The 24,974-nt window shown below is 64.6% G+C and carries 29 protein-coding genes; 23 read left to right on the plus strand and 6 right to left on the minus strand.

The features are described 5' to 3' along the window. The first annotated feature begins 36 nt into the window (after positions 1 to 36). From ACNFBR_RS03910 to ACNFBR_RS03965, 12 genes are all read left to right on the plus strand, one after another. Positions 37 to 1,677 carry a lipoprotein UxpA gene (locus ACNFBR_RS03910; protein ID WP_416733747.1) on the plus strand — a complete coding sequence of 547 codons (1,641 nt, stop codon included), beginning with the start codon at positions 37 to 39 and terminating at the stop codon, positions 1,675 to 1,677. Next, on the plus strand, positions 1,674 to 2,099 hold the full coding sequence (locus ACNFBR_RS03915; RefSeq protein ID WP_416733748.1) for a pilus assembly protein PilZ: 426 nt from the start codon (positions 1,674 to 1,676) through the stop codon (positions 2,097 to 2,099). Before ACNFBR_RS03910 ends, ACNFBR_RS03915 begins: the two co-directional genes overlap by 4 nt. A gap of 3 nt (positions 2,100 to 2,102) precedes the next feature. Beyond that, a complete protein-coding gene (gene gspD, locus ACNFBR_RS03920; protein WP_416733749.1) occupies positions 2,103 to 3,857 on the plus strand; it encodes a type II secretion system secretin GspD in 1,755 nt (584 codons plus the stop codon). Next, positions 3,857 to 5,305: a GspE/PulE family protein gene (locus ACNFBR_RS03925; RefSeq protein WP_416734025.1), complete on the plus strand. Its 1,449-nt coding sequence runs from the start codon at positions 3,857 to 3,859 to the stop codon at positions 5,303 to 5,305. The genes gspD and ACNFBR_RS03925 overlap by 1 nt, the downstream gene beginning before the upstream one ends. 3 nt (positions 5,306 to 5,308) lie before the next feature. Further along, the gene (gene gspF, locus ACNFBR_RS03930; protein ID WP_416733750.1) at positions 5,309 to 6,511 is read left to right on the plus strand and encodes a type II secretion system inner membrane protein GspF; all 1,203 of its coding nucleotides are present in this window, start codon (positions 5,309 to 5,311) and stop codon (positions 6,509 to 6,511) included. A gap of 17 nt (positions 6,512 to 6,528) precedes the next feature. After that, positions 6,529 to 6,963 (plus strand): type II secretion system major pseudopilin GspG, encoded by a 435-nt coding sequence (gspG, locus tag ACNFBR_RS03935; RefSeq protein WP_233691093.1) that lies wholly within the window; start codon positions 6,529 to 6,531, stop codon positions 6,961 to 6,963. A gap of 3 nt (positions 6,964 to 6,966) precedes the next feature. Beyond that, positions 6,967 to 7,398 (plus strand): type II secretion system minor pseudopilin GspH, encoded by a 432-nt coding sequence (gspH, locus tag ACNFBR_RS03940; protein ID WP_416733751.1) that lies wholly within the window; start codon positions 6,967 to 6,969, stop codon positions 7,396 to 7,398. Beyond that, positions 7,395 to 7,763 (plus strand): type II secretion system protein GspI, encoded by a 369-nt coding sequence (locus tag ACNFBR_RS03945; protein ID WP_416733752.1) that lies wholly within the window; start codon positions 7,395 to 7,397, stop codon positions 7,761 to 7,763. Before gspH ends, ACNFBR_RS03945 begins: the two co-directional genes overlap by 4 nt. 157 nt (positions 7,764 to 7,920) lie before the next feature. Next, on the plus strand, positions 7,921 to 8,511 hold the full coding sequence (locus tag ACNFBR_RS03950) for a prepilin-type N-terminal cleavage/methylation domain-containing protein (protein ID WP_416733753.1): 591 nt from the start codon (positions 7,921 to 7,923) through the stop codon (positions 8,509 to 8,511). Further along, positions 8,508 to 9,584, plus strand: a complete 1,077-nt coding sequence (gene gspL / locus ACNFBR_RS03955; RefSeq protein ID WP_416733754.1) for a type II secretion system protein GspL — start codon at positions 8,508 to 8,510, stop codon at positions 9,582 to 9,584. The genes ACNFBR_RS03950 and gspL overlap by 4 nt, the downstream gene beginning before the upstream one ends. Beyond that, positions 9,581 to 9,967: a type II secretion system protein GspM gene (gspM, locus tag ACNFBR_RS03960; protein WP_416733755.1), complete on the plus strand. Its 387-nt coding sequence runs from the start codon at positions 9,581 to 9,583 to the stop codon at positions 9,965 to 9,967. Before gspL ends, gspM begins: the two co-directional genes overlap by 4 nt. Continuing rightward, positions 9,964 to 10,623: a hypothetical protein gene (locus ACNFBR_RS03965; RefSeq protein WP_416733756.1), complete on the plus strand. Its 660-nt coding sequence runs from the start codon at positions 9,964 to 9,966 to the stop codon at positions 10,621 to 10,623. Before gspM ends, ACNFBR_RS03965 begins: the two co-directional genes overlap by 4 nt. Before the next feature lie 16 nt (positions 10,624 to 10,639). Here the strand turns inward: ACNFBR_RS03965 and ACNFBR_RS03970 are convergent, their stop codons facing one another. Continuing rightward, entirely contained in the window at positions 10,640 to 11,194 is a 555-nt protein-coding gene (locus ACNFBR_RS03970) for a L,D-transpeptidase family protein (protein WP_105946866.1), read from the minus strand. 22 nt (positions 11,195 to 11,216) lie between these two features. Beyond that, entirely contained in the window at positions 11,217 to 11,768 is a 552-nt protein-coding gene (locus tag ACNFBR_RS03975; RefSeq protein WP_416733757.1) for an NUDIX hydrolase, read from the minus strand. A gap of 122 nt (positions 11,769 to 11,890) precedes the next feature. Between ACNFBR_RS03975 and ACNFBR_RS03980 the strand changes: the two genes are divergently transcribed. The 5 genes from ACNFBR_RS03980 (at position 11,891) to purT (ending at position 15,035) form a co-directional block, all read left to right on the plus strand. Further along, positions 11,891 to 12,490: a CoA pyrophosphatase gene (locus tag ACNFBR_RS03980; protein WP_416733758.1), complete on the plus strand. Its 600-nt coding sequence runs from the start codon at positions 11,891 to 11,893 to the stop codon at positions 12,488 to 12,490. A 43-nt stretch (positions 12,491 to 12,533) separates the two neighbouring features. Beyond that, the gene (locus ACNFBR_RS03985) at positions 12,534 to 13,058 is read left to right on the plus strand and encodes a gamma carbonic anhydrase family protein (RefSeq protein WP_016713007.1); all 525 of its coding nucleotides are present in this window, start codon (positions 12,534 to 12,536) and stop codon (positions 13,056 to 13,058) included. Then, entirely contained in the window at positions 13,048 to 13,245 is a 198-nt protein-coding gene (locus ACNFBR_RS03990) for a DUF1289 domain-containing protein (RefSeq protein WP_416733759.1), read from the plus strand. The genes ACNFBR_RS03985 and ACNFBR_RS03990 overlap by 11 nt, the downstream gene beginning before the upstream one ends. Before the next feature lie 64 nt (positions 13,246 to 13,309). After that, on the plus strand, positions 13,310 to 13,777 hold the full coding sequence (locus ACNFBR_RS03995) for a VUT family protein (RefSeq protein WP_060492700.1): 468 nt from the start codon (positions 13,310 to 13,312) through the stop codon (positions 13,775 to 13,777). Between the two features lie 76 nt (positions 13,778 to 13,853). After that, positions 13,854 to 15,035 (plus strand): formate-dependent phosphoribosylglycinamide formyltransferase, encoded by a 1,182-nt coding sequence (purT, locus tag ACNFBR_RS04000; protein ID WP_416733760.1) that lies wholly within the window; start codon positions 13,854 to 13,856, stop codon positions 15,033 to 15,035. A gap of 37 nt (positions 15,036 to 15,072) precedes the next feature. Here purT and ACNFBR_RS04005 read toward each other — a convergent pair whose 3' ends face one another. The 3 genes from ACNFBR_RS04005 to ACNFBR_RS04015 form a co-directional block, all read right to left on the minus strand. Beyond that, positions 15,073 to 16,371 (minus strand): MFS transporter, encoded by a 1,299-nt coding sequence (locus tag ACNFBR_RS04005; RefSeq protein WP_416733761.1) that lies wholly within the window; start codon positions 16,369 to 16,371, stop codon positions 15,073 to 15,075. A gap of 274 nt (positions 16,372 to 16,645) precedes the next feature. Further along, positions 16,646 to 17,851, minus strand: coding sequence for a transporter associated domain-containing protein (locus ACNFBR_RS04010; protein WP_416733762.1), 1,206 nt, complete (start codon positions 17,849 to 17,851; stop codon positions 16,646 to 16,648). A gap of 9 nt (positions 17,852 to 17,860) precedes the next feature. After that, positions 17,861 to 18,670: a cytochrome C assembly family protein gene (locus tag ACNFBR_RS04015; protein ID WP_416733763.1), complete on the minus strand. Its 810-nt coding sequence runs from the start codon at positions 18,668 to 18,670 to the stop codon at positions 17,861 to 17,863. 313 nt (positions 18,671 to 18,983) lie between these two features. Here ACNFBR_RS04015 and ffh point away from each other — a divergent pair, with 313 nt between their 5' ends. From ffh to ACNFBR_RS04045, 6 genes are all read left to right on the plus strand, one after another. After that, the gene (ffh, locus tag ACNFBR_RS04020) at positions 18,984 to 20,360 is read left to right on the plus strand and encodes a signal recognition particle protein (RefSeq protein WP_003252139.1); all 1,377 of its coding nucleotides are present in this window, start codon (positions 18,984 to 18,986) and stop codon (positions 20,358 to 20,360) included. A gap of 259 nt (positions 20,361 to 20,619) precedes the next feature. Beyond that, positions 20,620 to 20,871 (plus strand): 30S ribosomal protein S16, encoded by a 252-nt coding sequence (gene rpsP / locus ACNFBR_RS04025; protein ID WP_003252142.1) that lies wholly within the window; start codon positions 20,620 to 20,622, stop codon positions 20,869 to 20,871. Between the two features lie 5 nt (positions 20,872 to 20,876). After that, on the plus strand, positions 20,877 to 21,413 hold the full coding sequence (rimM, locus tag ACNFBR_RS04030; RefSeq protein WP_416733764.1) for a ribosome maturation factor RimM: 537 nt from the start codon (positions 20,877 to 20,879) through the stop codon (positions 21,411 to 21,413). A 3-nt stretch (positions 21,414 to 21,416) separates the two neighbouring features. Beyond that, on the plus strand, positions 21,417 to 22,169 hold the full coding sequence (gene trmD, locus ACNFBR_RS04035; protein WP_416733765.1) for a tRNA (guanosine(37)-N1)-methyltransferase TrmD: 753 nt from the start codon (positions 21,417 to 21,419) through the stop codon (positions 22,167 to 22,169). Between the two features lie 42 nt (positions 22,170 to 22,211). Beyond that, on the plus strand, positions 22,212 to 22,562 hold the full coding sequence (gene rplS / locus ACNFBR_RS04040; protein WP_003252148.1) for a 50S ribosomal protein L19: 351 nt from the start codon (positions 22,212 to 22,214) through the stop codon (positions 22,560 to 22,562). A gap of 129 nt (positions 22,563 to 22,691) precedes the next feature. After that, positions 22,692 to 23,102, plus strand: a complete 411-nt coding sequence (locus tag ACNFBR_RS04045; RefSeq protein WP_416733766.1) for an acyl-CoA thioesterase — start codon at positions 22,692 to 22,694, stop codon at positions 23,100 to 23,102. 3 nt (positions 23,103 to 23,105) lie between these two features. Here the strand turns inward: ACNFBR_RS04045 and ACNFBR_RS04050 are convergent, their stop codons facing one another. Next, complete coding sequence (locus ACNFBR_RS04050; RefSeq protein WP_416733767.1) at positions 23,106 to 24,911, minus strand: cation:proton antiporter; 1,806 nt, start codon at positions 24,909 to 24,911, stop codon at positions 23,106 to 23,108. Between the last annotated feature and the right edge of the window lie 63 nt (positions 24,912 to 24,974).

Genomic DNA, 24,974 nt, shown 5'->3' on the forward strand with positions numbered 1-24,974 from the left:
GGCCCTGAATGAACGCGGAAAAGGATGGCGGGTGCGATGGCGAGCAGTGTGCACAGGCGCGAAGTGATCGGCTGGATGGGTATCGGTGCCTTGGCACCGCTGCTCGGCGCCTGCACTGCCTTCCCAGGGCAGCAGGGCGGCAACGCCCATTTCGACGTGCTGTACGTGGCCGATACCCTCGATGCCCGCCAGCCAGGCCTGGCCGTGGTGCCTGCTACCCGGTTGGGGCCGGTCAGCCACCTGGGCCGCGCGCCATGGATGACCGGCAGCAGCGCCAGCATCGCCTACCCGCAACTGGCGCCGCTGCTCGATGCCAACCAGGCGGCTTCCGCCCCGCTGGGTGGTTATGCTGTGCTGGCGGCGTTGCTGGAGCAACTGCGCGGCGAGGCCGGTGCGGGCAACAGCCTGACCCTGGAAAACGGCCAGGGCTGGAACGGCAGTGGCCTGGCTTACTTGACCCAGGGTGAAAGCGGTGTGCAAGGCAGCCAACTGCTGGGCATCGAAGCACGGGTCAGCAGCGATGAACGCGTGCTCTGGCCCCAACGCAGCCCAGGGCTCTATCGCCAGGCCAGCGCCGTTACCTTGGGTGCCGGGCTGGCGGACGCGCAACGCCAGGCATTGGGCGTGGAGGCCCTGCACGTCTTCGAACGCGGCGGTGCGCGCATCGCAGTGGTCGGCGTGACCGACCCCTACGCCCAGGACCAGAAAGCCTCCCTTAAACAGTGGTACCAGTCATTGCAGCCGGTGTTCGAGCAGGCCCGGCGCGAGGCGGACCTGGTGGTGGCCATGGCCGATGTGGGCACAGGCCCTGGCCTGTGGCTGGCTGAACGGGTGCCGCAGGTCGACGTGCTGTTGTGCGCCCGTGGCCAGGACCTGTGGCCGGCGCCGGTCGAGGTGACCCAGGCCAGCGGGCGTCGCGTGCCGGTGCTGTTCGCCGGTTGCCGGGGTAGCGGTGCTTTCCGCCTGCGCTGCCAGCGTGTGGCTGGGCTGTGGCAGTTCGACGGGCGCTTCTTCCCGGCTTTTGCGCAACAACTGGCACCTGCTGCGCAGCTGCGTGCCTCACAACTGCAGGCACAACTGCGCCAGCAGCGTGCTGGCCATGCGGCCTGGCTCGACCAACCGCTGGCCCGCGCTCCCCAGGCCTTGTGGCGCCGCGATACCCGAGGCGGCAGCTGGGACCGCCTGTTGCATCAAGCCCTGGCCGACGACAGCGGCATGTCCGTACTGTTGCCGGGCCTGCGTTATGACTACCCGCTGCCCGCGGGGGCGCCCATCACCCGCGAACACTTGATCAGCCTCACCGGCGGCTACCCCGCGCCGGTGGTCGAAGCACCGGCTCGGCAGGTCGAGCAAGTGCTGGAGAATGCTGCGGAGCAATTGTTCGGCGACCCGCTGCTGCTGGACAACAGCCAGGACCTGCCACGCTGGCAGGACCAGGCCTGGCAGGTCAGCTACAGCCCGCAAGGCAAACGCATCGCTGGCCTGGAGCCGGTGCAGGGCCTGTGCCGCACCTTTGGCCTGCAATTCGACAGTCAGGCTGGGGAGCCCCTGTGGCAACGGGTCGAAGCCTGGCTCGCTCGGCAGCGGGCCGACTGGCAGCTGGCACCGCTGCAACTGCCTGACGTGCGCTACGTACAGGGGCATCCGGGCTGGCACCCACGGCAGTTGGCCTCGTGAAGCTTGCTGCGCGCCTATTGACTGGCGCTGGCCTGACCCTGGCCGGCTGGCTCGCCGCCCAGTGTGTGCTGCAGTTGAGCCGCCAACCACAACCGGCCACGGCGCCTGCGGCACCCGACAGCCCGCTGCCCGGGCTGATGGTCGGCGCCTGGCGAGCGCCCATCGACGACGGCGCCATCGCCATCACCCGCTTACCCCTGCAATACCTCGGTGGCCTCAAGGCCCAGCCCTTGGCGTCCAGTGTGGTGGTGCTGCGCTATGGCGAGCAAGTACGCACCCTGGCCCGTGGCCAGCGGCTGGCGCCGGGGATCGTGCTGCAGGACATCGACAGCGATGGCCTGATTTTCAACAACCAGGGGCGGCGCGAACGCCTGCCCTGGCCGCCACGCCCCGCCGTGACCGGCTTCAAGCGGCAAGGATGAACGATGCCTGTTAGATACTGCGTGGCGGCCGCGCTGAGCCTGGTCCTGTCTGTGGCCGGCGCCGAGGAGCCGGTGTTCGATGACAACGGCACGCCGATGTACGAGGTGAACTTCGTCGATACCGAGCTGGGTGAGTTCATCGACAGCGTATCGCGCATCACCGGCACCACCTTCATCGTCGACCCCCGGGTCAAGGGCAAGGTCACCGTGCGCACCGTCGACCTGCACGATGCCGATGCCATCTACGACATCTTCCTGGCCCAGCTGCGCGCCCAGGGCTATGCCACCGTCGACCTGCCCAACGGCAGCGTGAAGATCGTCCCCGACCAGGCCGCGCGCCTGGAGCCGGTGCCGGTGGAGGCGGGTGGGCAGCAGGGCGAGGGCAGCGACAGCGTGGCCACCCGGGTATTCAATGTGCGCAACGCCGCCAGTGAACAAGTACTGGGCATCCTCAAACCGCTGATCGACCCACGGGTCGGGGTGATCACCCCGTACCCGGCGGCGCACCAACTGGTGGTGACCGACTGGCGCAGCAACCTCGAACGCATCGCCAGCCTGCTGCGCCAGCTCGACCGCCCGCAAGAGGCGCCGAGCAGTGGCAGTACCCAGGTGATCTACCTGCGCCATGCCAATGCCGGTGAAGTGGTCAAAGTGCTGCGCGGGCTCAGCCAGGAAGGTGCGGTGCCGTCTGAGGGCACGGGTGAAGGCGAGAACAAGGACAGGCCGGTAATGGCCGCCTCCGGTGGCCCAGGTATTCGCCTGGAACACGAAGAAGGCACCAACGCCGTGGTCATGGTTGGCCCCGACAGCGAGCTGGCGGCCTACCGCGCCATCGTCGAGCAACTGGACATTCGCCGTGCTCAGGTGGTGGTCGAAGCGATCATCGCCGAGGTATCGGACAGCAGCGCTCAGGAACTGGGCGTGCAATGGCTGTTCGCCGACGAAAAGTTCGGTGCCGGCATCGTCAACTTCGGCAGCAACGGGGTGAACATCGCCAACATCGCCGGGGCCGCCGCCAGTGGCGACAACGAGGCTCTGGGTGACCTGCTGTCGAAAACGGCCGGCGCCACGGCCGGCATCGGCCATTTCGGCGGCGGCTTCAACTTTGCCATGCTGGTCAACGCGCTGAAGGGCAAGAGCGGCTTCAACCTGTTGTCCACACCCACCTTGCTGACCCTGGACAACGCCGAAGCGTCGATCCTGGTGGGCCAGGAAGTGCCCTTCGTCACCGGCTCGGTGACGCAGAACAACGCCAACCCGTACCAGACCATCGAACGCAAGGAAGTCGGGGTGAAGCTGCGCATCAAGCCGCAGATCAACATCGACAACAGCGTGCGCCTGGACATCGTCCAGGAAGTGTCGTCGATTGCCGACTCCAGCGCCGCCAGCGACGTGATCACCAACAAGCGCGAGATCAAGACCAAGGTCATGGTCGAGGACAACGGCCTGGTGATTCTCGGCGGCCTGATCAGCGACGAGCTGAGTACCAGCAACCAGCGGGTGCCACTGCTCGGCGACATTCCTTATCTGGGCCGGTTGTTCCGCTCCGATGCCACCAGGAACACCAAGCAGAACCTGATGGTGTTCATCCGCCCACGCATCCTGCGCGACGGGCCAAGCCTGGCCGGGCTCAGCGAAGACAAGTACCGCACCCTGCAGCAGACCACGCCGCTGCAAATGCCGGACCTTGCAGAGGGCACGCCGCTGTTGCAGGTTTTCCCCTCCAGCCGCGCACGCCTGGAAGGCGGTGACTGGTGATGCTGCCTTACCGCCAGGCACGACACAGCGGGGTGGCCATGGCCCCGGCGGAGCAGGGCTGGAAGCTGTGGCTGCGGCCTGATGCCGACAATGCCCAATTGCAGGAGCTGCTGCGTGTGCATGGCCAGCCCAGCCTGCTCGAATACCTGGAGCCTGCGCTGTTCGACGAACGCCTCGGCCAGCTCTACCAGGTTGGCGATGCCGCGACCGAAGCCCTGATCGAAGGGATCGGCGACCAGGTTGACCTGGACAGCCTGATGAGTGAAATGCCACGCATCGAAGACCTGCTCGAAAGCGACGACGAAGCCCCGGTGATCCGCCTGATCAACGGCCTGTTCGGCCAGGCGCTGCGGTTGCGCGCTTCGGACATCCATATCGAAACGTTCGAGCAAAGCCTGGTGGTGCGCCTGCGGGTCGATGGTCACCTGCGCGAGGTGCTGCGCCCGCCGCGCGCGCTGTCGGCCATGCTGGTGTCGCGGATCAAGGTCATGGCCCGCCTGGACATCGCCGAAAAGCGCCAGCCACAGGACGGCCGCATCACCTTGCGCGCAGCGGGGCGCGAAGTGGACGTGCGGGTTTCGACCTTGCCAGGCATCCATGGCGAGCGGGTGGTGATGCGTGTACTCGACAAGCAGGCCAGCTTGCTGGCGCTGGATAACCTGGGCATGCCAGCGGCCGTGTTGCAGGGCCTGCGTAGTTGCCTGGCACGGCCCAACGGCATCGTGTTGTCGACCGGGCCGACCGGTTCGGGCAAAACCACCACCCTGTACGCCAGCCTCAACAGCCTCAATGATGGCAGCCGCAACATTCTCACCGTCGAGGACCCGGTGGAATACGCCATCGCCGGCATTGGCCAGACCGCCATCAATCCGCGCGCCGGGCTGACGTTCGCCAGCGGCCTGCGCGCCATCCTGCGGCAGGACCCGGACGTGATCATGCTCGGTGAAATCCGCGACCAGGAAACCGCCCAGATCGCCGTGCAGGCCAGCCTCACCGGCCATCTGGTGCTGTCGACCCTGCACACCAACAGCGCCGTGGGCGCGGTGACCCGGTTGCGTGACATGGGCATCGAACCGTTCCTGATCGCCTCGTGCCTGCGCGGCGTATTGGCCCAGCGCCTGGTACGGCGCCTGTGCAGCTGTGCCGTGGCGCATCCACTGCAGCCGGCCGAGCGAGACCTGTGGCCAGAGCTGGCTGCGCTGGACAGCAGTTACCATGCAGTCGGCTGCGAGCAGTGCCAGGGCAGCGGATACGTCGGCCGCCTGGGCCTGTACGAATTCATCGAACTGGACGCCGGGTTGATTGGCCTGTTGTATGACGGCGCCAGCGAACTGGCCATGCAGGATTATCTGGTCGAGCGCCGGCAAAGCCTGGTGGTGATGGCCAGCGCTTGCCTGGCCCGTGGCGAAACCAGCCTGGCCGAAGTGCTGCGTGTGGTGCAGGGCTAAGGCATGCCGACCTATCGCTACCAGGCCGTCGACCTCGCCGGCAAACCGCACAAGGCCAGCCTGCAGGCTGACAGTGAACGCCACGCCCGCCAGCTGTTGCGCGAGCAGGGCCTGTTCGCCCGCCAGTTGCAGCGCCATGAAGCCGGTACCCGACAACCCCGGCGCCAGCGCCTTAGCCGCGCCCAGTTGTGTGAGCTGACCCGTCAACTGGCCACCTTGATCGGGGCCGGCATCCCCTTGGTCGATGCCCTGGCCACCCTTGAGCGGCAACTGCGCCAGCCCGCCTTGCACAGTGTGCTGGTGGCCTTGCGCGGCTCGCTGGCCGAAGGCCTGGGCCTGGCCCGCAGCCTGGCCCGGCAGGGCGCACCGTTCACTGGCCTGTACTGCGCGCTGGTCGAGGCCGGTGAGCGTTCCGGGCGGCTGGCCCAGGTGCTGACCCGCTTGGCCGACCACCTGGAACAGGTGCAGCGGCAGCAGCACAAGGCCCGCACCGCGCTTATCTACCCCACGGTACTGATGGGGGTTTCGCTTGCCGTGGTCATTGGCCTGATGACCTTCGTCGTGCCCAAGCTCACCGAGCAATTTGCCCATGCCGGGCAGAGCCTGCCGCTGATCACCTCGCTGCTGATCGGCTTGAGCCAAGGGCTGGTGCTGGCTGGGCCGTGGTTGCTGGGGTTGGCGCTGTTGCTCGCCCTGTTGGCTAGCTGGTTGCTGCGCAAGCCGCACTGGTGCTTGCGCCGCGACCAACTGCTGCTGCGCCTGCCGCGCATCGGCAGCCTGCTGCAGGTGCTGGAAAGCGCCCGCCTGGCCCGCAGCCTGGCGATTCTCAGCGGCAGCGGCGTGGCCTTGCTCGAAGCCTTGCAAGTGGCCACCGAAACCATCGGCAACCGGCGTATCCGCCTGGCCATGGAGCAGGTGCGCCAGCAAGTGCAGGGTGGCACCAGCCTGCACCGCGCCTTGGATACCTCCCAGCAATTCCCACCGCTGCTGGTGAACATGGTCGGCAGTGGCGAGGCCAGTGGCACGCTGGCCGACATGCTCGAGCGTGTGGCCGACGACCAGGAGCGCGGCTTTGCCCGCCAGGTCGATACCGCCATGGCGCTGTTCGAACCCCTGATGATCCTGGTGATGGGCGCCGTGGTGCTGTTCATCGTGCTGGCGGTGCTACTGCCGATCATGCAACTCAACCAGGGCCTGCAATTGTGACGACAAGGAGTATTGCCATGCAGCATCGACGTAACCGCCAGCGCGGCTTCACCCTCATGGAAATCATGGTGGTGATCTTCATTATCGGCCTGTTGATCGCCGTGGTCGCGCCCAGCGTGCTGGGCAACCAGGACAAGGCCATGAAGCAGAAGGTGATGGCCGACCTGGCTACCCTCGAACAGGCACTGGACATGTACCGGTTGGACAACCTGCGCTTCCCCAGCAGTGAACAGGGCCTGGCCGCACTGGTGAAAAAGCCGGCCCAGGAGCCGCTGCCACGGGCCTGGCGCAGTGACGGCTATGTGCGCCGCCTGCCGGAAGACCCGTGGGGCACTCCGTACCAGTACCGCATGCCGGGCGAGCATGGCCGGGTCGATGTGTACTCGCTGGGCGCCGATGGCCTGCCAGGTGGCGAAGGCCAGGATGCCGACCTGGGTAACTGGGCGCTTTAGCCGGTGCGGGGGCAGCGGGGTTTCAGCCTGATCGAATTGCTGGTGGTGTTGGCTATCGCCGGGCTGATGACCGGGCTGGCGGTTGCCGGGCTCGGCACTGGCCAGGCGAGTGTCGACCAGGCGCTGCAACGCCTGGCGGCTGAGACCCGCGGCCAAGCTGCATTGGCCAGGCATGCCGGGCAATTGCGCGGGCTGCGTTGGAATGGTGAGCGCCCGCAGTTCGTCCGGCGCGAGGGCAATGGTTGGGTGGTTGAAGCGGTCGCGCTCGGCGACTGGCCCAAGGGCCTGCATCCGGACTGGCCCGCCAGCCCGCAGCCACGCCTGCTGTTCACACCGCATGGCTGGGCGCAGCCGGGCAGCGTGCGCTGGCGCTGGGCCGATGGCAGCCAGCGCTGGGCCTGGGACCGCGAGGGTCGCTTGCAGGTGGCGCCATGACGCAGCGTCAGCGTGGTTTCACCTTGCTGGAAGTGACCGTGGCCCTGGCGATCGCCGCCGTGCTGGCGGTCATCACCAGCCAGGTCCTGCGCCAGCGCCTGGCCGTGCAGGACAACCTGCAGCAGCATCGCCTTGGCCTGTTGTGCGCGCGTGAGCTGCAAACCCGCTTCGCCGTCGAGCAATTCTGGCCTTCGGCCAATCAGGTGAGTGGCGCGCTGAGCCAGGGTGGCCAGCCGTGTCATTGGCAATTGCAACTGCGCCGCACTGGCGTGCGCGACTTGCGCCGTGGAGAGCTGCAGTTGTTCGGCGAGCGCGACCAGCGCCTGCCGTTGGGCCAGTACACCGTGTTCCTGGAGCGCCCATGAAAAGCTCGCCAAGCCACCGCCGGCCTTGTAGGAGCAGCCTTGTGCTGCGAAGAGGCCAATATGGTCAGCGCAAATCTGCCAGTCGTGCGGGCCTCTTCGCAGCACAAGGCTGCTCCTACAGGGGGCCAGTGCAGGCATCAATCCCGAGAATCAAATCATGAAACGCCGCCAGGCGGGCTTGACCCTGATCGAGCTGATGGTCGCCCTGGCCCTGACCGCCGTGCTCGGCGTCGTGCTCGCCGCCTTGGTCAACGGCTGGCTCAAGGTACGCGAGCGCCTGCTGGTGACCACGCAGGAAACCTCGGTGCTGGACTTCTGTCTGGCCCTTGAGCGGCGTTTCGACAGCCCGGTGCTACGCCGCCTCTACGACCAGCGCCTGCCGCTGGCCAGCCGCTGGCTTGACTGGCAGCCCGCCAGCAACCAGCTGCTGTGGGTCGCCAGCACCGGCCTGCCGGCAGCCGAAGGCGGCGCGCGCCTGCAACGCCAGCGGCTTCGCTTCGAGGCCCATGAGCAGCGCTTGCTGCTGGAGAGTTCGGCCGACCTCTATGCCGTCGGCGCTCCGCGTTGGGTACAACGCGAACGGCTCGACCGTGTCAGCGCGATGAATGTTCTGTACTACCAGGGCGGCCACTGGCTGGCCTGGCCCTCCGATCAACCGGCGCACCCCGGCCGTGGTGTGCGCCTGGAACTGCAGCGTGATGGAGCCCCGTATGTCTGCACCTTCGCCCTCCCATGGGGGCGCTCATGAAGCTTGAATGGCGGCGGCGTGCGCCGGCCCGGCCTTGGCTGTTGCTGCGACCGGGCAGTGTCTGGCACTGGGCATTGGTCGAGGGCGGTAGCGTGCAATGCGAAGGGCAGGGCGAGCCGCCAGCGAACCTGCAGGCGCGTATCGCATTGATCCTGCCTGCCGAGGCCTGTAGCCATTTCCGGGTGCCAGCACCGCCCGGGCTCAAACGCGAGGAATGGCCGCTGCTGCTCGAAGACCGCCTGCTGCAGGCTACTGACGAGGTGGCCTGTGCCTGCCTGGCCCGTGAACCTGGACACCTCCGTCTGCTGGTGGTGGCACGTCAACAGCTGGAAGACTGGCGTGGCCAATGTGCCGCATGGGGCTTGCAGGTGGAACGCTGCTGGGGGGAACTGCAATTGCTGCCGTTGCCCGAGGCAGGATACACCTGGCAATGGCAGCACGGGCCCGACATGGCGTTGTACAAAGGGCTGACCGATGACGGTCAGGAACATTGGCTGGCGTGGCCGAATGCCTTGGGCGATTTGCCGCCGCAACCCTGGTCGGTGCTGCAAAAAGTGCCGCTGAGTGGCAGTTGGCCAAGCCGCTTGGCCCCCCTCGACACAGTACCAGGCTTGTTCGAGCACATTCGCAGGAGGCGTTCGCTACCGGTGGCGTCCCGCCAACAGCAGCGTCTGCTTGCGGCTTGCCTGGTGCTGGCTGCCGTCTGGGGTGGCCTGTGGTTGAGCCAGCAATGGCGTCAGGCGCAACTTTGGCGCAGCCAGGTCATTGCCGTGACCGGCGAGCAGGCCAGCCCCCGGCATGCCGTGCAAGCCCTCAAACGCCTACGCGAAAGCGAACTGCAACAGCAGTTGCGCACCCGTCAGTTGGGCGACCTGCAGGACCGCTTGCAGGCCTGGCTGCATGACAACCCAGGCTGGCGCCTGCAAGCGGTACGCTTCGATGGCCAGCGCTGGCACCTGCGCCTGCAGGGTGAGGGTACGGCACCGCCCTGGCAGGAGATGGCGACTTCCGCTGGCGCGACTGTGCAGATTCAAACCGACCAAGTGATCTTCGACCTGGGGGCGGCTTCATGAACCGGGACTGGCTACAGCGCCATCGTATGCAGTTTGCCTGGGCTGTGATTGCCCTGTTGCTGGCCTTCCTGGCCCTGCGCGCAGGTGTTGCGCAGTGGCGCGAGCTCAGCCAGTGGCGCGGGTTGGCCGAACAGGCGGCCAGCCTGCAAGGCGGCCCGGGTTTGAACCTGGAGCGGCTACACCAGTCGGCCCAGGCCCGGCGTGTCGAACTGACCGATGTCGATGCACAAGGCAAGGCTTGGCAACTGCGTGGGCAGGTAGCGGATGAGCGCGTGTTGCAAGGCTGGTTGCAGAGCCTGCGCGCAGAAGGCGCACAGCCGCTGCAATGGGGGCTGGAACAAGACGGCAAGGGCCTGCGATTTGATCTGGTGCTGCAGCCATGAGGCACTGGGGAATGGCATGGGTGCTACTGGTATTCGTGTTCACGCTGTGGGTTGAGCTTCCGGCCCAGTGGGTGGTGCGTGCGTTCGGCCTGCCAATGCGTGAGGTCAGTGGAAGCCTTTGGCAAGGCCAGGCACAACAGCTGGGGCCGGTCGGGCCTTTGCGCTGGACGGTGCAGCCCTGGCGCCTGCGGGCCGATGCGCAGGTGGGGTTCCAGGGCCAGGCCTGGCAGTTGCGTGCCGAAGGCTGGCCCTGGCGTTGGCGGCTGGAGGCCGGTGCCATGGGCGCCCAGGCCACGGCAGCGGCAGATTACCGGTTGGCCGGTCAGTGGCAGGGGGCGTTGCGGGTCCAGGGGGCAGGGCGCCAATGCCGAGCCAGCGAAGGCCGTATCACCGTTACCGACCTGGCGCTGAGCGAGCCATGGTCGCTGGGGTTGGGGCAGGGCTGGCTGGAAATGGATTGCCGCAGCGGCTGGCGCCTGCGTGGACAGTTGGCGCAACAGGGGCAACATCAGCTGTTTGTGGATGCTGACCTGCCAGGGCGGCGGGCCCAGGTGGTATACGAACTGCAACCGGAGGCGGCGTTGACGCCTTTGTTGCGGGGCGCGCAGTGGCTGGGGCCGCAGGCGTTGGCTGGGCAGCGAGACCTTGGCTGGTAAGCGGTAGCGGCAGGCGTCAGGGCCGAATCTCGATCAACGTCCCATCCCGTACCAGGTCCCAGACCTCTTGCATGTCACGGTTACGCATGGCGATACAGCCATCGGTCCAGTCCAGGGTATGGAAGTACCACTCTGGGTACTCATCGTTGATCGGCGTGCCGTGAATCATGATCATGCTGCCGGCACTCACCCCTTCACGGGTCGCGCGGGCAGCATCGCTGATGTTCGGGTAGTTGATGTGCATGGCCAGGTTGAAGCGGTCGCTCTGCTTGCGCCAGTCCAGCCAGTACAAGCCCTCGGGGGTTTTCTTGTCGCCTTCGCGTTCCTTGGCGCCCTTGGGCTGCTTGCCCAGCGAGATACGGTAGGTTTTCAGCGGCTCGCCACGGCTGATCAACTGCAGGCGGCGCTCGGACTTGATCACCAGCACCTTGTCGATCAACGGCTGCATGGCCTGCTGCGAAGGCGAAGGTGTTTGCGCTGCCGGTACGGGCTTGCGGATGATGGTCTCGGTGAAGGCCGCTTGGGACACCGAGGTAACGCAAAGGCAGAAAAGGGCAAGCAACCAACGCATGTAACGGTATCCCTGAAGGCTTTTAAGTGTGGTTCGAAACGGTCATCGGCGGCAGGTATTCATGGCCTATGGGGTAGTGCTGGCCGATGCGGTCGCGATAGTAGCATTCTAGTGTGCGCGTGACGGTGCGGAAAGCCAGCTCGCCCCACGGTATCTCATGTTCTTCGAACAAGCGCACCTCCAGGCTTTCGACACCGACGGCGAAGTTCAGGTCCGCCAGTTCGGCGCGGAAGAACACGTGCACCTGGTTGATGTGCGGTAAATCGAAGAGCTGGTACAGGCTGGTCGGCCCCACCCGGGCGCAGGCTTCTTCGACGGTTTCGCGACGGGCGGCCTGGTCGAGGGTTTCGCCGTTTTCCATGAACCCGGCCGGCAGGGTCCAGAAGCCCCGGCGCGGCTCGATGGCGCGACGACACAGCAGCACCTGGCTGCCCCAGGTCGGCAGCACGCCGGCAACGATGTTGGGGTTTTGGTAGTGAATGGTCTGGCAGGACTCGCAGACATACCGCAGGCGGCTATCGCCCTCGGGGACCCGCTGAGTGACTGGTTGGCCGCACGCGCTGCAGAATTTCATGTGGGGTTCCTTATGTTCAGGCTATCTTGGCGCGGCCACTGTGCCGCCGCAAGCGCTGGGGCTTGGGTGCTTCGTGGCTTTCGTGCATCATGCAAGACAGGCCTTGGATACGAGCGTGCGCAATGCTGGACGAGCTACTTCGCCGAATGAGCAACCACCACCCCGCATCATTGGAAACCGACCGACGGTTCCCCGAAGCGGCGGTCCTCTTGCCCATTACCCGCAGCGAAGCGCCCGAACTGGTATTGACCCTGCGCGCCAAGGGGCTGTCCACCCACGGCGGTGAAGTCGCCTTTCCCGGTGGGCGCCGTGACCCGGAAGACCCAGACCTGGTCTTTACCGCCCTGCGCGAAGCCGAAGAAGAGATCGGCCTGCCGCCTGGCCTGGTAGAAGTGATCGGCCCGCTCAGCCCGCTGATTTCGTTGCATGGCCTGAAAGTGACGCCATTCGTCGGGCTTATCCCCGACTTCGTCGAATACCGCGCCAACGACGCCGAGATCGCGGCAGTATTCACCGTACCGCTGGAATTTTTCCGGCAGGACCCGCGTGACCATACCCACCGTATCGATTACCAGGGGCGTAGCTGGTATGTGCCGAGCTATCGCTATGGTGAATACAAGATCTGGGGGTTGTCGGCGATCATGATCGTCGAGCTGGTCAACCTGTTGTTCGATGCCGGCATCAGCCTGCACCAGCCCCCTGAGCGTTACATCAAAAACTGAGCGGGGCCTACCCGCCGTCTGCGTTGCAGCCTGAGGAGCTTCCATGAAATACCGTCTGGGCGACCTGCGGGTCGAGAGCCACCCCACCAGTTGGGCCGCGCCCAATGCCACACTGATCGGCAACGTGCGTCTGCAGGCCGATGCCAGCGTGTGGTTCGGTGCAGTGCTGCGCGGGGATAACGAGCTGATCGACATCGGCGAGGGCAGCAACGTGCAGGATGGCACGGTGATGCACACCGACATGGGCTCGCCGTTGACCTTGGGTAAAGGTGTGACCGTAGGCCACAACGCCATGTTGCATGGTTGCACGGTGGGCGATTACAGCCTGGTCGGGATCAATGCAGTGATTCTCAACGGTGCGCGCATTGGCAAGCACTGCATCATCGGCGCCAATGCGCTGATCGCCGAGGGCAAGGAGATCCCGGACGGTTCGCTGGTGATGGGCTCGCCGGGCAAGGTGGTGCGCGAACTGACCGAGCAGCAAAAGCGCATGCTCGAAGCCAGCGCCGCACACTATGTGCATAATGCCCGCCGTTATGCGCAGGAACTGGTGGTTGATGATGAGTGATGTTGCAGAGCGGCCGGTGGCCTCGCCGTGCGTGAGCATTTGCGCGCTGGACGAGCAGGATATTTGCACCGGGTGCCAACGTACCGTGGCGGAAATCGGCCGTTGGGGGCGGATGGACAATGACGAGCGCCGGGCGGTGTTGAAGTTGTGCCATGAGCGCGCCGTACAGGCCGGGCTTGTCCTGTAGGCGCGGCGTTGCCTGTCGAGAGGGCTAGCGGTACTCTGTACGGCTTGCCCACAGACGACCCACCATGTTCTATCTGATTGCCTATATCAGCAGCGTAGTGCTGATCAACTACGCCTTCTCCAGTGCCCCGCACCTGGACATCATCTGGTCCGCCTGGGGCGGCCTGGTGTTCATCCTGCGCGACATGGTACAGACCCGCTTCGGCCATGGTGCGCTGGTGGCCATGCTGGTGGCACTGGTGCTGTCCTACGTTACCTCGGAGCCTGCCATTGCCCTGGCCAGCGCCACCGCGTTCTTCATTTCCGAGCTGATCGACTGGCTGGTGTTCAGCATCACCCGTCGGCCGTTGCGCGACCGCTTGTGGCTGAGCTCGGCGCTGAGTATTCCGGTGGACACCTTCATCTTCTTCGGCATGATCGGGGCTCTGACCCCGGCGGTGGTCGGCACTGCCATGGCCTCGAAATTCGCCGGTGTGACGGCGGTGTGGCTGGCCATGGCATTTCGCGCCCGGCGGGCCGCCGTCGCGGGCTGATGGTGTAGAATAGCGGTCCTTTTTCAGCGGGCCACGCCAAGCCTGGTGCGGCCCCGGATGCCTTCGAGGACCTGAAATGACCCGTATCGGAACCCCATTGTCGCCCACCGCGACCCGTGTACTGCTCTGCGGCTGTGGCGAGCTGGGCAAGGAAGTGGTGATCGAGCTGCAGCGCCTGGGCGTCGAAGTAATCGCCGTCGACCGTTACGCCAATGCCCCGGCCATGCAGGTGGCGCACCGCAGCCATGTGGTCAACATGCTCGATGGCGTTGCCCTGCGCGCGGTGATCGAGGCTGAGAAGCCGCACTACATCGTTCCGGAAATCGAAGCCATCGCCACCGCCACCCTGGTCGAGCTGGAAAACGAAGGCTTCAACGTCGTGCCGACCGCACGCGCCACCCAGTTGACCATGAACCGCGAAGGCATCCGCCGCCTGGCCGCCGAAGAGCTGGACCTGCCAACCTCGCCATACCACTTCGCCGACACCTTCGAGGACTACGCCAAGGCCGTTGCCGACGTGGGCTACCCGTGCGTGGTCAAGCCGGTGATGAGTTCCTCGGGCAAGGGTCAGAGCCTGCTGCGCAGCGACGCCGACCTGCAAAAATCGTGGGATTACGCCCAGGAAGGCGGCCGCGCTGGCAAGGGCCGGGTGATCGTCGAGGGGTTCATCGACTTCGAGTACGAAATCACCCTGCTGACCGTGCGCCACGTGGGTGGCACCACCTTCCTCGAACCTGTCGGCCACCGTCAGGAGAAGGGCGACTATCAGGAATCCTGGCAGCCACAGGCCATGAGCCCGAAGGCGCTGGCCGAATCGCAGCGCGTGGCCAAGGCGGTCACCGATGCCCTGGGCGGTCGTGGCCTGTTTGGCGTGGAGTTGTTCGTGAAGGGCGACCAGGTGTGGTTCAGCGAAGTGTCGCCGCGCCCGCATGACACCGGCCTGGTAACCCTGATTTCCCAGGACCTGTCGCAGTTCGCCCTGCATGCCCGCGCCATTCTAGGCCTGCCGATTCCGGTAGTGCGTCAGTTCGGCCCGTCGGCTTCGGCAGTGATCTTGCCAGAAGGGCAGTCGCAGCAGACCAGCTTCGCCAACCTGGGCGCGGCGTTGAGCGAGCCCGATACCGCCATTCGCCTGTTCGGCAAGCCGGAGATCAACGGTACCCGCCGTATGGGTGTGTGCCTGGCGCGTGATGAGTCGGTTGAAGCCGCGCGGGCCAAGGCAACCCGTGCGTCGCAGGCGGTCAAGGTCGAGTTCTGATTCACGATTGCAGGGGCCGCTCTGCGCCCCAGCTTTCTCAAAGCTCGGTATTGCGTGTTTCCTTCAGGCACAACACAGCAATCAAACTGATCACCGCCGCCACCGACACATACCCCCCCACCCAGCTCAAGCCGCCCATGCTCACCAGCTTCTGGGCAAAGAACGGTGCCGCCGATGCGCCGACGATGCCGCCCAGGTTATACGCCGCCGAAGCCCCGGTATAACGCACATGAGTTGGGAACAGCTCAGGCAGCAGCGCCCCCATCGGCGCAAAGGTCACGCCCATCAGGAACAGCTCGATGGCCAGGAACAGCGCCACGCCCGTGGTCGACCCCGAGGTCAGCAGCGGCTCCATGGTAAAGCCCGAAGCAATCGCCAGCAGGCCACCGACAATCAGCACCGGCTTGCGCCCGTAGCGGTCGCTGAGCCAGGCCGACAGCGGTGTGGCCAGGGCCATGAACACCACCGCGAAGCACAACAGGCCAAGGAACGTCTCGCGGCTATAGCCCAGTGTGGTCACGCCATAGCTCAGCGAGAACACCGTGGAAATGTAGAACAGCGCATAGCACACCACCATGGCCGCAGCGCCCAGCAAGGTTGGCAGCCAGTACTTGGAGAACAGCTCGGCCACTGGCATTTTCACCCGTTCGTGGCGGGCAACCGCCTTGGCGAACACCGGGCTTTCTTCGAGCTTCAGGCGTACATACAGGCCCACCAGCACCAGCGCGGCGCTGAGCAGGAACGGAATGCGCCAGCCCCATTCACGGAACTGCTCGTCACTGAGCACCAAGGCCAGGGTCAGGAACAGGCCGTTGGCAGCCAAAAAGCCGATCGAAGGGCCCAATTGCGGGAACATGCCGAACCAGGCGCGCTTGCCTTCAGGGGCGTTCTCGGTCGCCAGCAGGGCCGCGCCACCCCATTCGCCGCCCAGGCCCAGGCCCTGGCCAAAGCGCAACAGGCAGAGAATGATCGGTGCCCACACGCCAATGCTGTCGTAGCCCGGCAACACGCCGATGGCGGTGGTGGACACGCCCATCAGCAGCAGCGAAGCGACCAGCGTGGACTTGCGGCCGATGCGGTCGCCAAAGTGGCCGAACAATGCCGAGCCCAGCGGGCGGGCGAGGAAGGCGATGCCGAAGGTGAGGAAGGCGGCCAGCATTTGCGCGGTGCCCGACCCGGAGGGGAAGAACACCGGGCCGATCACCAGGGCAGCGGCGGTGGCGTAGACGTAGAAATCGTAGAACTCGATAGCGGTGCCAATGAAGCTGGCAGTGGCGACCCGCGCAGGCGAGTTGACCGGCGCGGCAGATGCCTTGGCGTAGGTGCTGCTTGTCATTAAGTAGGTCCCTAACAGTCTGGTCCGGCTCCATGGGCTTGGCCAGCGCCAACATGCAATGCGAAGGGCAGGCACGGTAGCGCGGGCGCCGGAGCGTTTTGTTGTTGTGTGCGCCCGACTGACGATAGCCCAAGGGGGATAGGGGCGGGGCGGGCACTGTTCGGGGTGTTGAAGCAGGACCGCGGGGCGTGTCAGTGGAGCGGACTGGCCGTGGAACGCCGGGTGCGGGTAGCGGGCGGGACGGCGGGGCTGGGTAAGCGTGACCCGAGTATAGCTATCGGGTCACGGTCCACACCAGTACCTTGCTGGCACAATTGTCCTCTGTTTCGAGGATTTCCAGGCGATAGCGGCCGATCTTCAGGCAAACGGCGCTTTCCGGGATGCTTTCCAGCGCTTCGGTCACCAGCCCGTTGAGGGTTTTCGGGCCGCCGTCGCACGGCAGGTGCCAGCCCAGGGTGCGGTTGATCTCGCGCAGCGAAGCGGTGCCGTCGATGACGAAGGTGCCATCGGGCTGGGGGTGAACGTGGGGGTTTTCCAGGCTTTGCTCGTCTTCGAACTCGCCGACGATCTCTTCGAGGATGTCTTCCAGGGTGACGATGCCCAGCACCTCGCCGTATTCGTCCACCACCACGCCCAGGCGGCGCTGCTGCTTGTGGAAGTTCAGCAGCTGCATTTGCAGGGGCGTGCTTTCGGGTACGAAATAGGGCTCGTAGCAGGCGCTGTGCAGCGCTTCCAGGGTCAGCTCGGCCTTGGGCAGCAAGTGGCTGATCAGCTTGGTGTTGAGGATGGCTTCGACCTGGTTGATGTCGTTGTGGTAGACCGGCAGGCGAGTGTGGCGGCTGACGATCAACTGCTCGATGATGCGCTCGATCGGCTCGTCGAGGTTGATACCGTCCACTTCGTTACGTGGTACCAGGATGTCGTTGACGGTGATCTTGTCCAGCGACTGCAGGCCGTCGAGCAGGCCGTGGCGGGGCGCTTCGTGCGGCTCATCTTCGTCGAAGTTGTCGGCATCCTGAGGGTGCAGGGCCACGGCTGTGGGCTGTACGCGGAATGGGCGCAGCATCAGCTTGGCCAGGCCGTCCAGCAGGCAGGCCAGTGGCTGCAGCAGTGCGAGGGGGACTTTCAGCAGGCTGGCGCCGAGGCTGACGAACGCCTGCGGGTTGCGTCGGGCCAGGCGTCGCGGCAGGTATTCGGCAAACACCAGCAAGGTGAGGGTGGCGGCCAGGCCTGCCAGCCAAAAGCCGTGCTCGCCGTTCTGGCGCTGGCCCACCAGGCAGGCCAGGCCCAGCACCAGCAGCTTGCCCAGGCTGGCGCACAGCACCAAGGCTTGGGCTGGCAACACGGGCTGGCCGTCTTCGCCGGCGCGCAGCGCGCCATTGAGCTGCAGGCGGGCGGCCTCCACGGCGGTGAACAATGCCGACCACAACAGGGCCAGTGCCAGTGTGCCGAATAGCGGTGCGTACGGCAGGGTGTCCATGGGCGGCCGTCAGATATGCAAGATGAATTCGCGAACCAGCTTGCTGCCAAAATAGGCCAGCATCAGCAGGCAAAAACCGGCCAGCGTCCAGCGGATGGCCTTGTGGCCACGCCAGCCCAGGCGAGTGCGGCCCCACAGCAGCACGCTGAACACCACCCAGGCGACACAGGCCAGCAAGGTCTTGTGCACCAGGTGCTGGGCGAACAGGTTGTCGAGGAACAGCCAGCCGGAGATCAGCGACAGCGACAGCAGGCACCAGCCGGCCCAGAGGAAGCCGAACAGCAGGCTTTCCATGGTTTGCAGCGGCGGGAAGTTGCGGATCAGCCCGGACGGGTGCTTGTTCTTCAACTGGCGGTCCTGCAGCAGCAACAGCAGCGACTGGAATACCGCGATGGTGAACAACCCATAGGCCAGGATCGACAACAGGATATGCGCGAGGATACCTGGCTCTTCGTTGATCAGCGGTACCGTGCCGGGGGGCGCGAACTGTGCCAGCAGTGCGGTCACCGCGCCGAGGGGGAACAGCAGCAACAGCAGGTTTTCCACCGGTATGCGCAGGCAGGCCAGCAGGGTCAGGGCGATGACGGCCACGGCGATCAGGCTGGCGGCGCTGAAAAAGTCCAGGCTCAGGCCCAGCGGGGTAATCAGCTGGAAGAACAGCGCGCCGGCCTGGGCCAGCACAGCGATGGCACCTAGCAGGCCAAGCAGGCGCTTGTCGGCTTTGCGGCCCTGGGCCAGGTATGAGCCCTGGTAGATGGCCGCGGCTATATATAGGCCGGCAGCGATCAGGTTGGGGATGAGGCTGGGTGAGGAGACCATAAGTCCTGGTTGGCGAGCCTTAAAGAGACGGAGTTTGGCATAGATTCCGCTGCTCTAGGAAGACTGGAGGCTTGTGTCACGGCATTCGCGGGCACGCCCGCTCCCACAGGTACAGCACAGGCTCTGAATGTGGTGATGGCCCTGTGGGAGCGGGCATGCCCGCGAAGAGGCCGGCACTGCCACCGAATATCTCCCAAGGTGTGCGCCGCCGCTGCACTTCGCTATAATCGCCGCCTTGCTGTGCCCGGCGGGTGTGTATTTCCCCGTGGGCGCCTGACAAACCTCGGCTTTTACTGGGCCTGAAAGGATCACCATGTTCGAAAACCTGACCGACCGCCTGTCACAGACGCTGCGCCATGTCACCGGCAAGGCCAAGCTGACCGAAGACAACATCAAGGACACGCTGCGCGAAGTGCGCATGGCCCTGCTCGAGGCCGACGTTGCCCTGCCGGTGGTCAAGGATTTCGTCAACAGCGTCAAGGACCGTGCGGTCGGCACCGAAGTCTCGCGCAGCCTGACCCCGGGCCAGGCATTCGTGAAAATCGTCCAGGCCGAGCTGGAAAGCCTGATGGGCGCGGCCAACGAAGACCTCGCGCTGAACGCCGCTCCGCCCGCGGTAGTACTGATGGCTGGCCTGCAGGGCGCCGGTAAGACCACCACCGCCGGCAAGCTGGCGCGCTTCCTTAAAGAGCGCAAGAAAAAGAGCGTGATGGTGGTGTCTGCCGACGTCTATCGCCCGGCGGCGATCAAGCAGTTGGAAACCCTGGCCAACGACATCGGCGTCACTTTCTTCCCGTCCGACATCAGCCAGAAGCCGGTGGCGATTGCCGAAGCAGCCATCCGCGAAGCCAAGCTGAAGTTCATCGACGTGGTCATCGTCGATACCGCCGGCCGTCTGCACATCGACGCCGACATGATGGACGAGATCAAGGCGCTGCACGCCGCGGTCAAGCCGATCGAGACGCTGTTCGTGGTCGACGCCATGACCGGCCAGGACGCCGCCAACACCGCCAAGGCCTTTGGCGAAGCGCTGCCGCTCACCGGCGTGGTGCTGACCAAGGTCGACGGTGATGCCCGTGGCGGTGCTGCGCTGTCGGTGCGTGCCATTACCGGCAAGCCGATCAAGTTCATCGGTATGGGGGAGAAGACCGAGGCCCTCGAGCCGTTCCACCCCGACCGCGTGGCATCGCGCATTCTCGGCATGGGTGACGTGCTCAGCCTGATCGAGCAAGCCGAACAGACCATCGACAAGGCCAAGGCCGACAAGCTGGCCAAGAAGCTGAAGAAGGGCAAGGGCTTCGACCTCGAAGACTTCCGCGACCAGCTGCAACAAATGAAGAACATGGGCGGCCTCGGTGGCCTGATGGACAAGCTGCCGAGCATCGGCGGGGTCAACCTGTCGCAGATGGGCAACGCCCAAGGCGCCGCCGAGAAGCAGTTCAAGCAGATGGAAGCGATCATCAACTCCATGACTCCGGCCGAGCGCCGCGACCCTGACCTGATCAGCGGTTCGCGCAAGCGCCGTATCGCCTTGGGCTCCGGCACCCAGGTGCAGGACATCGGCCGCCTGATCAAGCAGCACAAGCAGATGCAGAAGATGATGAAAAAATTCTCTGCCAAAGGCGGCATGGCCAAGATGATGCGCGGCCTGGGCGGCATGCTGCCAGGCGGCGGGATGCCCAAGCTGTAACCCCTATTCCGGGGGCCTGCCTTTTGTCGGGCAGGCGCCCAGAACCCCCGCCTCGGCGGGGCAACGGCCGCGGATTTCGCGGCGCAACCGGCAAATCTGGACGGCAGGCCATGGCCTTGCCGAAAAAGTCATTTGCAAATGTCCGTGTATTCCCCGAGAATATGCGGCCTTTTGGGCACCCGTGTGCCTATTTGGCATTCAGATTTGCAGTACCAGCTGCTGTATCAACTGCAGCACCGACTATAGGAACGATGTTCACATGGTAACCATTCGTCTGGCCCGTGGCGGCTCGAAAAAGCGCCCATTCTACCACCTGACCGTGACCAACTCGCGTAACGCCCGTGACGGCCGTTTCGTTGAGCGCGTAGGTTTCTTCAACCCAATCGCCGCTGGCGCCGAAGTTAAACTGTCGGTCAACCAAGAGCGCGTCACCTACTGGCTGAGCCAGGGTGCACAGCCGTCTGAGCGCGTTGCTCAGCTGCTGAAGGAAGCTGCCAAGGCCGCTGCCTGAATAGTATGAACGCGACGCCAGAAAAGGCTGACGACCTCATCGTCGTTGGCAAGATTTTTTCGGTTCACGGCGTTCGCGGCGAGGTGAAGGTGTATTCCTTTACCGATCCGATTGAAAACCTGTTGGATTATCCACGCTGGACGCTTCGGCACGAAGGCAAGGTAAAGCAGGTCGAGCTGGTTAGCGGTCGTGGCTCCCAAAAGGGCCTGGTCGTGAAGCTGAAAGGCCTCGACGATCGCGATGAAGCCCGTCTTCTGAGCGGTTACGAAATCTGCATTGCGCGGAGCCTTTTGCCCAACCTGGCTGCCGACGAGTACTACTGGTACCAGTTGGTCGGTCTGAAGGTCATCAACCAGGACGAACACCTGTTCGGCAAGGTCGATCACCTGTTGGAGACCGGTGCGAACGATGTAATGGTGGTCAAGCCCTGCGCAGGCAGCCTGGATGATCGCGAGCGTCTGTTGCCCTACACGGCGCAATGCGTGCTCAACGTCGACCTGGAAGCAGGCGTGATGCGGGTTGAATGGGACGCGGACTTCTAAACGATGGGTAACCTTCGCGTAGACGTCATCACGTTGTTCCCCGAGATGTTCTCGGCCATCACGGAGTACGGCATTACCAGCCGCGCGGTGAAACAGGGGTTGCTTCAGGTGACTTGCTGGAACCCGCGGGACTACACCACAGATCGTCACCATACGGTAGATGATCGGCCGTTTGGCGGTGGTCCGGGCATGGTGATGAAAATCAAGCCTCTGGAAGACGCCCTGGTTAGCGCCAGGCAAGCGACCGGAGCTGGGGCAAAGGTGATCTACCTTTCGCCACAAGGCCGCAAGCTGACTCAGCAGGCGGTCAAAGGCCTGGCCGAACAGGAATCGTTGATCCTGATCGCCGGTCGTTATGAAGGCATCGACGAGCGCTTTATCGAGGCTCATGTCGATGAGGAGTGGTCGATTGGCGACTATGTGCTTTCCGGTGGCGAGCTGCCGGCCATGGTACTGATCGATGCGGTTACGCGGCTGCTGCCCGGAGCTTTAGGGCATGTGGACTCGGCGGAAGAAGATTCTTTCACCGACGGTCTGCTCGATTGCCCGCACTACACCCGACCTGAGGTGTATGCGGATCAGCGTGTTCCCGACGTGTTGCTAAGTGGCAACCATGCACATATCCGGCGTTGGAGGATGAAGCAGTCCCTTGGTAGGACCTTCGAACGACGCGCCGATCTTCTGGAAAGTCGCTCGCTTTCTGGAGAAGAGAAGAAGCTGCTCGAGGAATACCTCCGCGAGCGGGACGATAGTTAAACGTATCGATGGTGGATCACGTATCCATCTTAGGAGCACAGCATGACCAACAAGATCATCCAGCAGCTCGAAGCCGAGCAGATGAGCAAGGAAATCCCGACCTTCGCACCAGGCGACACCGTTGTCGTGCAGGTTAAAGTGAAGGAAGGTGAGCGTTCCCGTCTGCAGGCGTTCGAAGGCGTCGTTATCGCCAAGCGTAACCGCGGTCTGAACAGCGCTTTCACCGTGCGCAAGATCTCCAGCGGCGTTGGCGTAGAGCGTACCTTCCAGACCTACAGCCCGCAAATCGACAGCCTGGCCGTGAAACGTCGTGGTGACGTGCGTAAAGCCAAGCTGTACTACCTGCGCGACCTGTCCGGCAAAGCCGCTCGCATCAAGGAAAAACTGTCCTGAGTGCAGTTTGCCCGGTGGCCGAGGCCGCCTAGCGAGAAAAAAGCAGCCTTCGGGCTGCTTTTTTTGTGGGAGCGGGTTTAACCCGCGAAGGGCGCGCACTGGCCCGCCCGCCTTATGATGGAGTCGCTCATGAGCACTACCCGAGACCAGGAAATTCAGCGCCGCACCGAATTGTCGGTGACCCGCGTGACCAAGGCGGTGTTCCCCAACACCACCAACCACCACAACACCCTGTTCGGCGGCACCGCCCTGGCCTGGATGGACGAAGTGTCGTTCATCGCCGCCACGCGCTTTTGCCGCCTGCCGCTGGTGACCGTGTCCACCGACCGCATCGACTTCAAGCACCCGATCCCGGCGGGTTCGATCGTCGAGCTGGTGGGGACGGTGATCAAGGTCGGCAATACCAGCTTGCAGGTGCAGGTGGATGTGTTCGTCGAAAACATGTACCTGGACGGCCGTGAGCGGGCGATCCATGGCGTGTTCAGCTTTGTCGCCATCGACGAAGACAAGCGCCCGGTGCCCGTGCTGCCAAGCGCCTGAGTATCAGGGCTGCGGCGCTGGCTCGATCAACGCCACCAGGGTCCAGCCTGGTTGCGGTTGCAATGGGTTATCGGGGCTGGCCACATGCACCCAGCCATGGCCATCGCGTGCGAACAGCAGGTGTGCACGCTCGCCATGCAGCGCCTTGTAGGCGTCCCAGTCAAAACCTTCGGTCAGGTTGGTGCTGTACAGCTCGGCGCCTTGATGCAGGCGGTTGGCCAGTTGCAGATACGTCATCGAGTTGGCCCCCAGCAGGTGGCCGCGGTGTTCCTCAGCTGCCCGATGTTTGTCGCTGCGTTGTTTCTCCAGGCCGCTGGCCAGCACGAACAGCCGGCCATGGCCGAAATCATGGCGGAACCTCGCGCAGGCCAGGGCATTGATTTCGCCAGCGGGGGAGAGCCCCAGCAAGTGCCCCAGACCGACCAGGTCCAGGTGTGCATCGGCATGCTGTGACGCCGGGTTGCCAAAATAAGTGGGTAGCCCGTCCATGCGTGCGGCGCGAATGTTTTCCCAGCTGGAATCCGTCAGCAAAACCCGACTGCCCAACTGCTGCAGTGCTTTGGCGATGGCTCGGGCCGGTTCATTGGCGCCGACGATGAGAAAGCCGCTGGGCGCAGGCTCTGCAACCTTCAGCAGGCGTGCCAGCGGCCTGGCCGTGGCGCTTTGCAGCACCACCGTGCCAATGATCACGGCGAAGGTCAGCGGCACCAGCAACAGGGCGTCTTGATGACCGGCCTGGTGCAGGCGGATGGCAAAGATCGCCGAAACGGCGGCGGCAACGATGCCGCGTGGCGCAATCCAGGCCAGCAGTGCGCGTTCCCGCCAGCTGAGTGTCGAGCCCAGTGTGGCCAGCCATACGTTCAGCGGGCGTGCCAGCAACTGGATCACCAAGAGCAGCGCCAGCACCGCCGGGCCAAGGCCCAGCAGGGCATGCAGGTCGAGTCGCGCAGCCAGCAGGATGAACAGGCCGGAAATCAGCAGCACGCTGAGGTTTTCCTTGAAGTGCAGAATCTGCCGCACATCAACGCCGCGCATGTTGGCCAGCCACATGCCCATTACGGTCACTGCCAGCAGCCCGGATTCGTGCACGATCTGGTTGGCGGCGATGAAAATACCCAGCACCGCCGCCAGCGATGCGAGGTTGTGCAGGTACTCCGGCAGCCACTGCTCGCGCATGATCTGCCCAAGCAGCCAGCCCCCGGCCGCGCCCAGGGCGGTACCGCAGAAAATGACCCCGGCGAAGGTCGTGAGGCTCTGGACCAGGCCATTGCCGTCTGCACTGGCGATGATGAAGCTGTACACCACCACTGCGAGCAGTGCGCCGATCGGGTCGATCATGATCCCTTCCCAGCGCAGGATGTTGGCGATGGTCGACTTGGGGCGCACCACGCGCAGCATCGGCACGATCACGGTGGGGCCGGTGACCAGGGTCAGGGTGCCGAACAAAATTGCCAGCGGCCAGTCGAACCCCAACAGCCAGTGAGTCGCCAGGGCGATGATCAGCCAGGTGACCAAGGCGCCCACGGTGACCAGGCGATGCACCACGCTGCCGATCTCGCGCCACTGCGACAGGTGCAGGGTCAGGCTGCCTTCGAACAGGATCAGCGCCACCGCCAGCGACACCAGCGGCATCAGCAGCGGGCCGAACAGCGCCTCGGGGTCCAGCCAGCCCAGCGCCGGGCCGGCGATGATCCCGGCCAGCAGCAGAAACAGGATCGCCGGTAGCTTCAGGCGCCAGGCCAGCCATTGGCAGGCAAGCGCGGCGGCGCCGATACCGCCGACGCTGAGAAGTATCTGCTGTTCGCTCATATGGGCTCCCTATGCCTGCAGTGTTATGAAAGACTAAGCGTCAATTCGCCGTTTGCCACCGAG

The organism is Pseudomonas sp. NY11955, assembly GCF_048068035.1.
GTDB lineage: Bacteria > Pseudomonadota > Gammaproteobacteria > Pseudomonadales > Pseudomonadaceae > Aquipseudomonas.

Excerpts from the sequence above, each read along its gene's own strand:
- ACNFBR_RS03945 (WP_416733752.1), top strand. The coding sequence starts at position 7,395 with ATGACGCAGCGTCAGCGTGGTTTCACCTTGCTGGAAGTGACCGTGGCC.
- gspL (WP_416733754.1), top strand. The coding sequence starts at position 8,508 with ATGAAGCTTGAATGGCGGCGGCGTGCGCCGGCCCGGCCTTGGCTGTTG.
- gspF (WP_416733750.1), top strand. The coding sequence starts at position 5,309 with ATGCCGACCTATCGCTACCAGGCCGTCGACCTCGCCGGCAAACCGCAC.
- ACNFBR_RS04015 (WP_416733763.1), bottom strand. The coding sequence starts at position 18,670 with ATGGTCTCCTCACCCAGCCTCATCCCCAACCTGATCGCTGCCGGCCTA.
- ACNFBR_RS04045 (WP_416733766.1), top strand. The coding sequence starts at position 22,692 with ATGAGCACTACCCGAGACCAGGAAATTCAGCGCCGCACCGAATTGTCG.
- ACNFBR_RS03995 (WP_060492700.1), top strand. The coding sequence starts at position 13,310 with ATGTTCTATCTGATTGCCTATATCAGCAGCGTAGTGCTGATCAACTAC.
- gspM (WP_416733755.1), top strand. The coding sequence starts at position 9,581 with ATGAACCGGGACTGGCTACAGCGCCATCGTATGCAGTTTGCCTGGGCT.
- ACNFBR_RS03970 (WP_105946866.1), bottom strand. The coding sequence starts at position 11,194 with ATGCGTTGGTTGCTTGCCCTTTTCTGCCTTTGCGTTACCTCGGTGTCC.
- ACNFBR_RS04010 (WP_416733762.1), bottom strand. The coding sequence starts at position 17,851 with ATGGACACCCTGCCGTACGCACCGCTATTCGGCACACTGGCACTGGCC.
- ffh (WP_003252139.1), top strand. The coding sequence starts at position 18,984 with ATGTTCGAAAACCTGACCGACCGCCTGTCACAGACGCTGCGCCATGTC.
- ACNFBR_RS04005 (WP_416733761.1), bottom strand. The coding sequence starts at position 16,371 with ATGACAAGCAGCACCTACGCCAAGGCATCTGCCGCGCCGGTCAACTCG.
- ACNFBR_RS03985 (WP_016713007.1), top strand. The coding sequence starts at position 12,534 with ATGAAATACCGTCTGGGCGACCTGCGGGTCGAGAGCCACCCCACCAGT.
- gspD (WP_416733749.1), top strand. The coding sequence starts at position 2,103 with ATGCCTGTTAGATACTGCGTGGCGGCCGCGCTGAGCCTGGTCCTGTCT.
- rimM (WP_416733764.1), top strand. The coding sequence starts at position 20,877 with ATGAACGCGACGCCAGAAAAGGCTGACGACCTCATCGTCGTTGGCAAG.
- rpsP (WP_003252142.1), top strand. The coding sequence starts at position 20,620 with ATGGTAACCATTCGTCTGGCCCGTGGCGGCTCGAAAAAGCGCCCATTC.
- ACNFBR_RS03910 (WP_416733747.1), top strand. The coding sequence starts at position 37 with ATGGCGAGCAGTGTGCACAGGCGCGAAGTGATCGGCTGGATGGGTATC.
- ACNFBR_RS03965 (WP_416733756.1), top strand. The coding sequence starts at position 9,964 with ATGAGGCACTGGGGAATGGCATGGGTGCTACTGGTATTCGTGTTCACG.
- gspG (WP_233691093.1), top strand. The coding sequence starts at position 6,529 with ATGCAGCATCGACGTAACCGCCAGCGCGGCTTCACCCTCATGGAAATC.
- ACNFBR_RS03950 (WP_416733753.1), top strand. The coding sequence starts at position 7,921 with ATGAAACGCCGCCAGGCGGGCTTGACCCTGATCGAGCTGATGGTCGCC.
- ACNFBR_RS03975 (WP_416733757.1), bottom strand. The coding sequence starts at position 11,768 with ATGAAATTCTGCAGCGCGTGCGGCCAACCAGTCACTCAGCGGGTCCCC.
- ACNFBR_RS03925 (WP_416734025.1), top strand. The coding sequence starts at position 3,857 with ATGCTGCCTTACCGCCAGGCACGACACAGCGGGGTGGCCATGGCCCCG.
- ACNFBR_RS04050 (WP_416733767.1), bottom strand. The coding sequence starts at position 24,911 with ATGAGCGAACAGCAGATACTTCTCAGCGTCGGCGGTATCGGCGCCGCC.
- rplS (WP_003252148.1), top strand. The coding sequence starts at position 22,212 with ATGACCAACAAGATCATCCAGCAGCTCGAAGCCGAGCAGATGAGCAAG.
- purT (WP_416733760.1), top strand. The coding sequence starts at position 13,854 with ATGACCCGTATCGGAACCCCATTGTCGCCCACCGCGACCCGTGTACTG.
- ACNFBR_RS03980 (WP_416733758.1), top strand. The coding sequence starts at position 11,891 with ATGCTGGACGAGCTACTTCGCCGAATGAGCAACCACCACCCCGCATCA.
- trmD (WP_416733765.1), top strand. The coding sequence starts at position 21,417 with ATGGGTAACCTTCGCGTAGACGTCATCACGTTGTTCCCCGAGATGTTC.
- ACNFBR_RS03990 (WP_416733759.1), top strand. The coding sequence starts at position 13,048 with ATGATGAGTGATGTTGCAGAGCGGCCGGTGGCCTCGCCGTGCGTGAGC.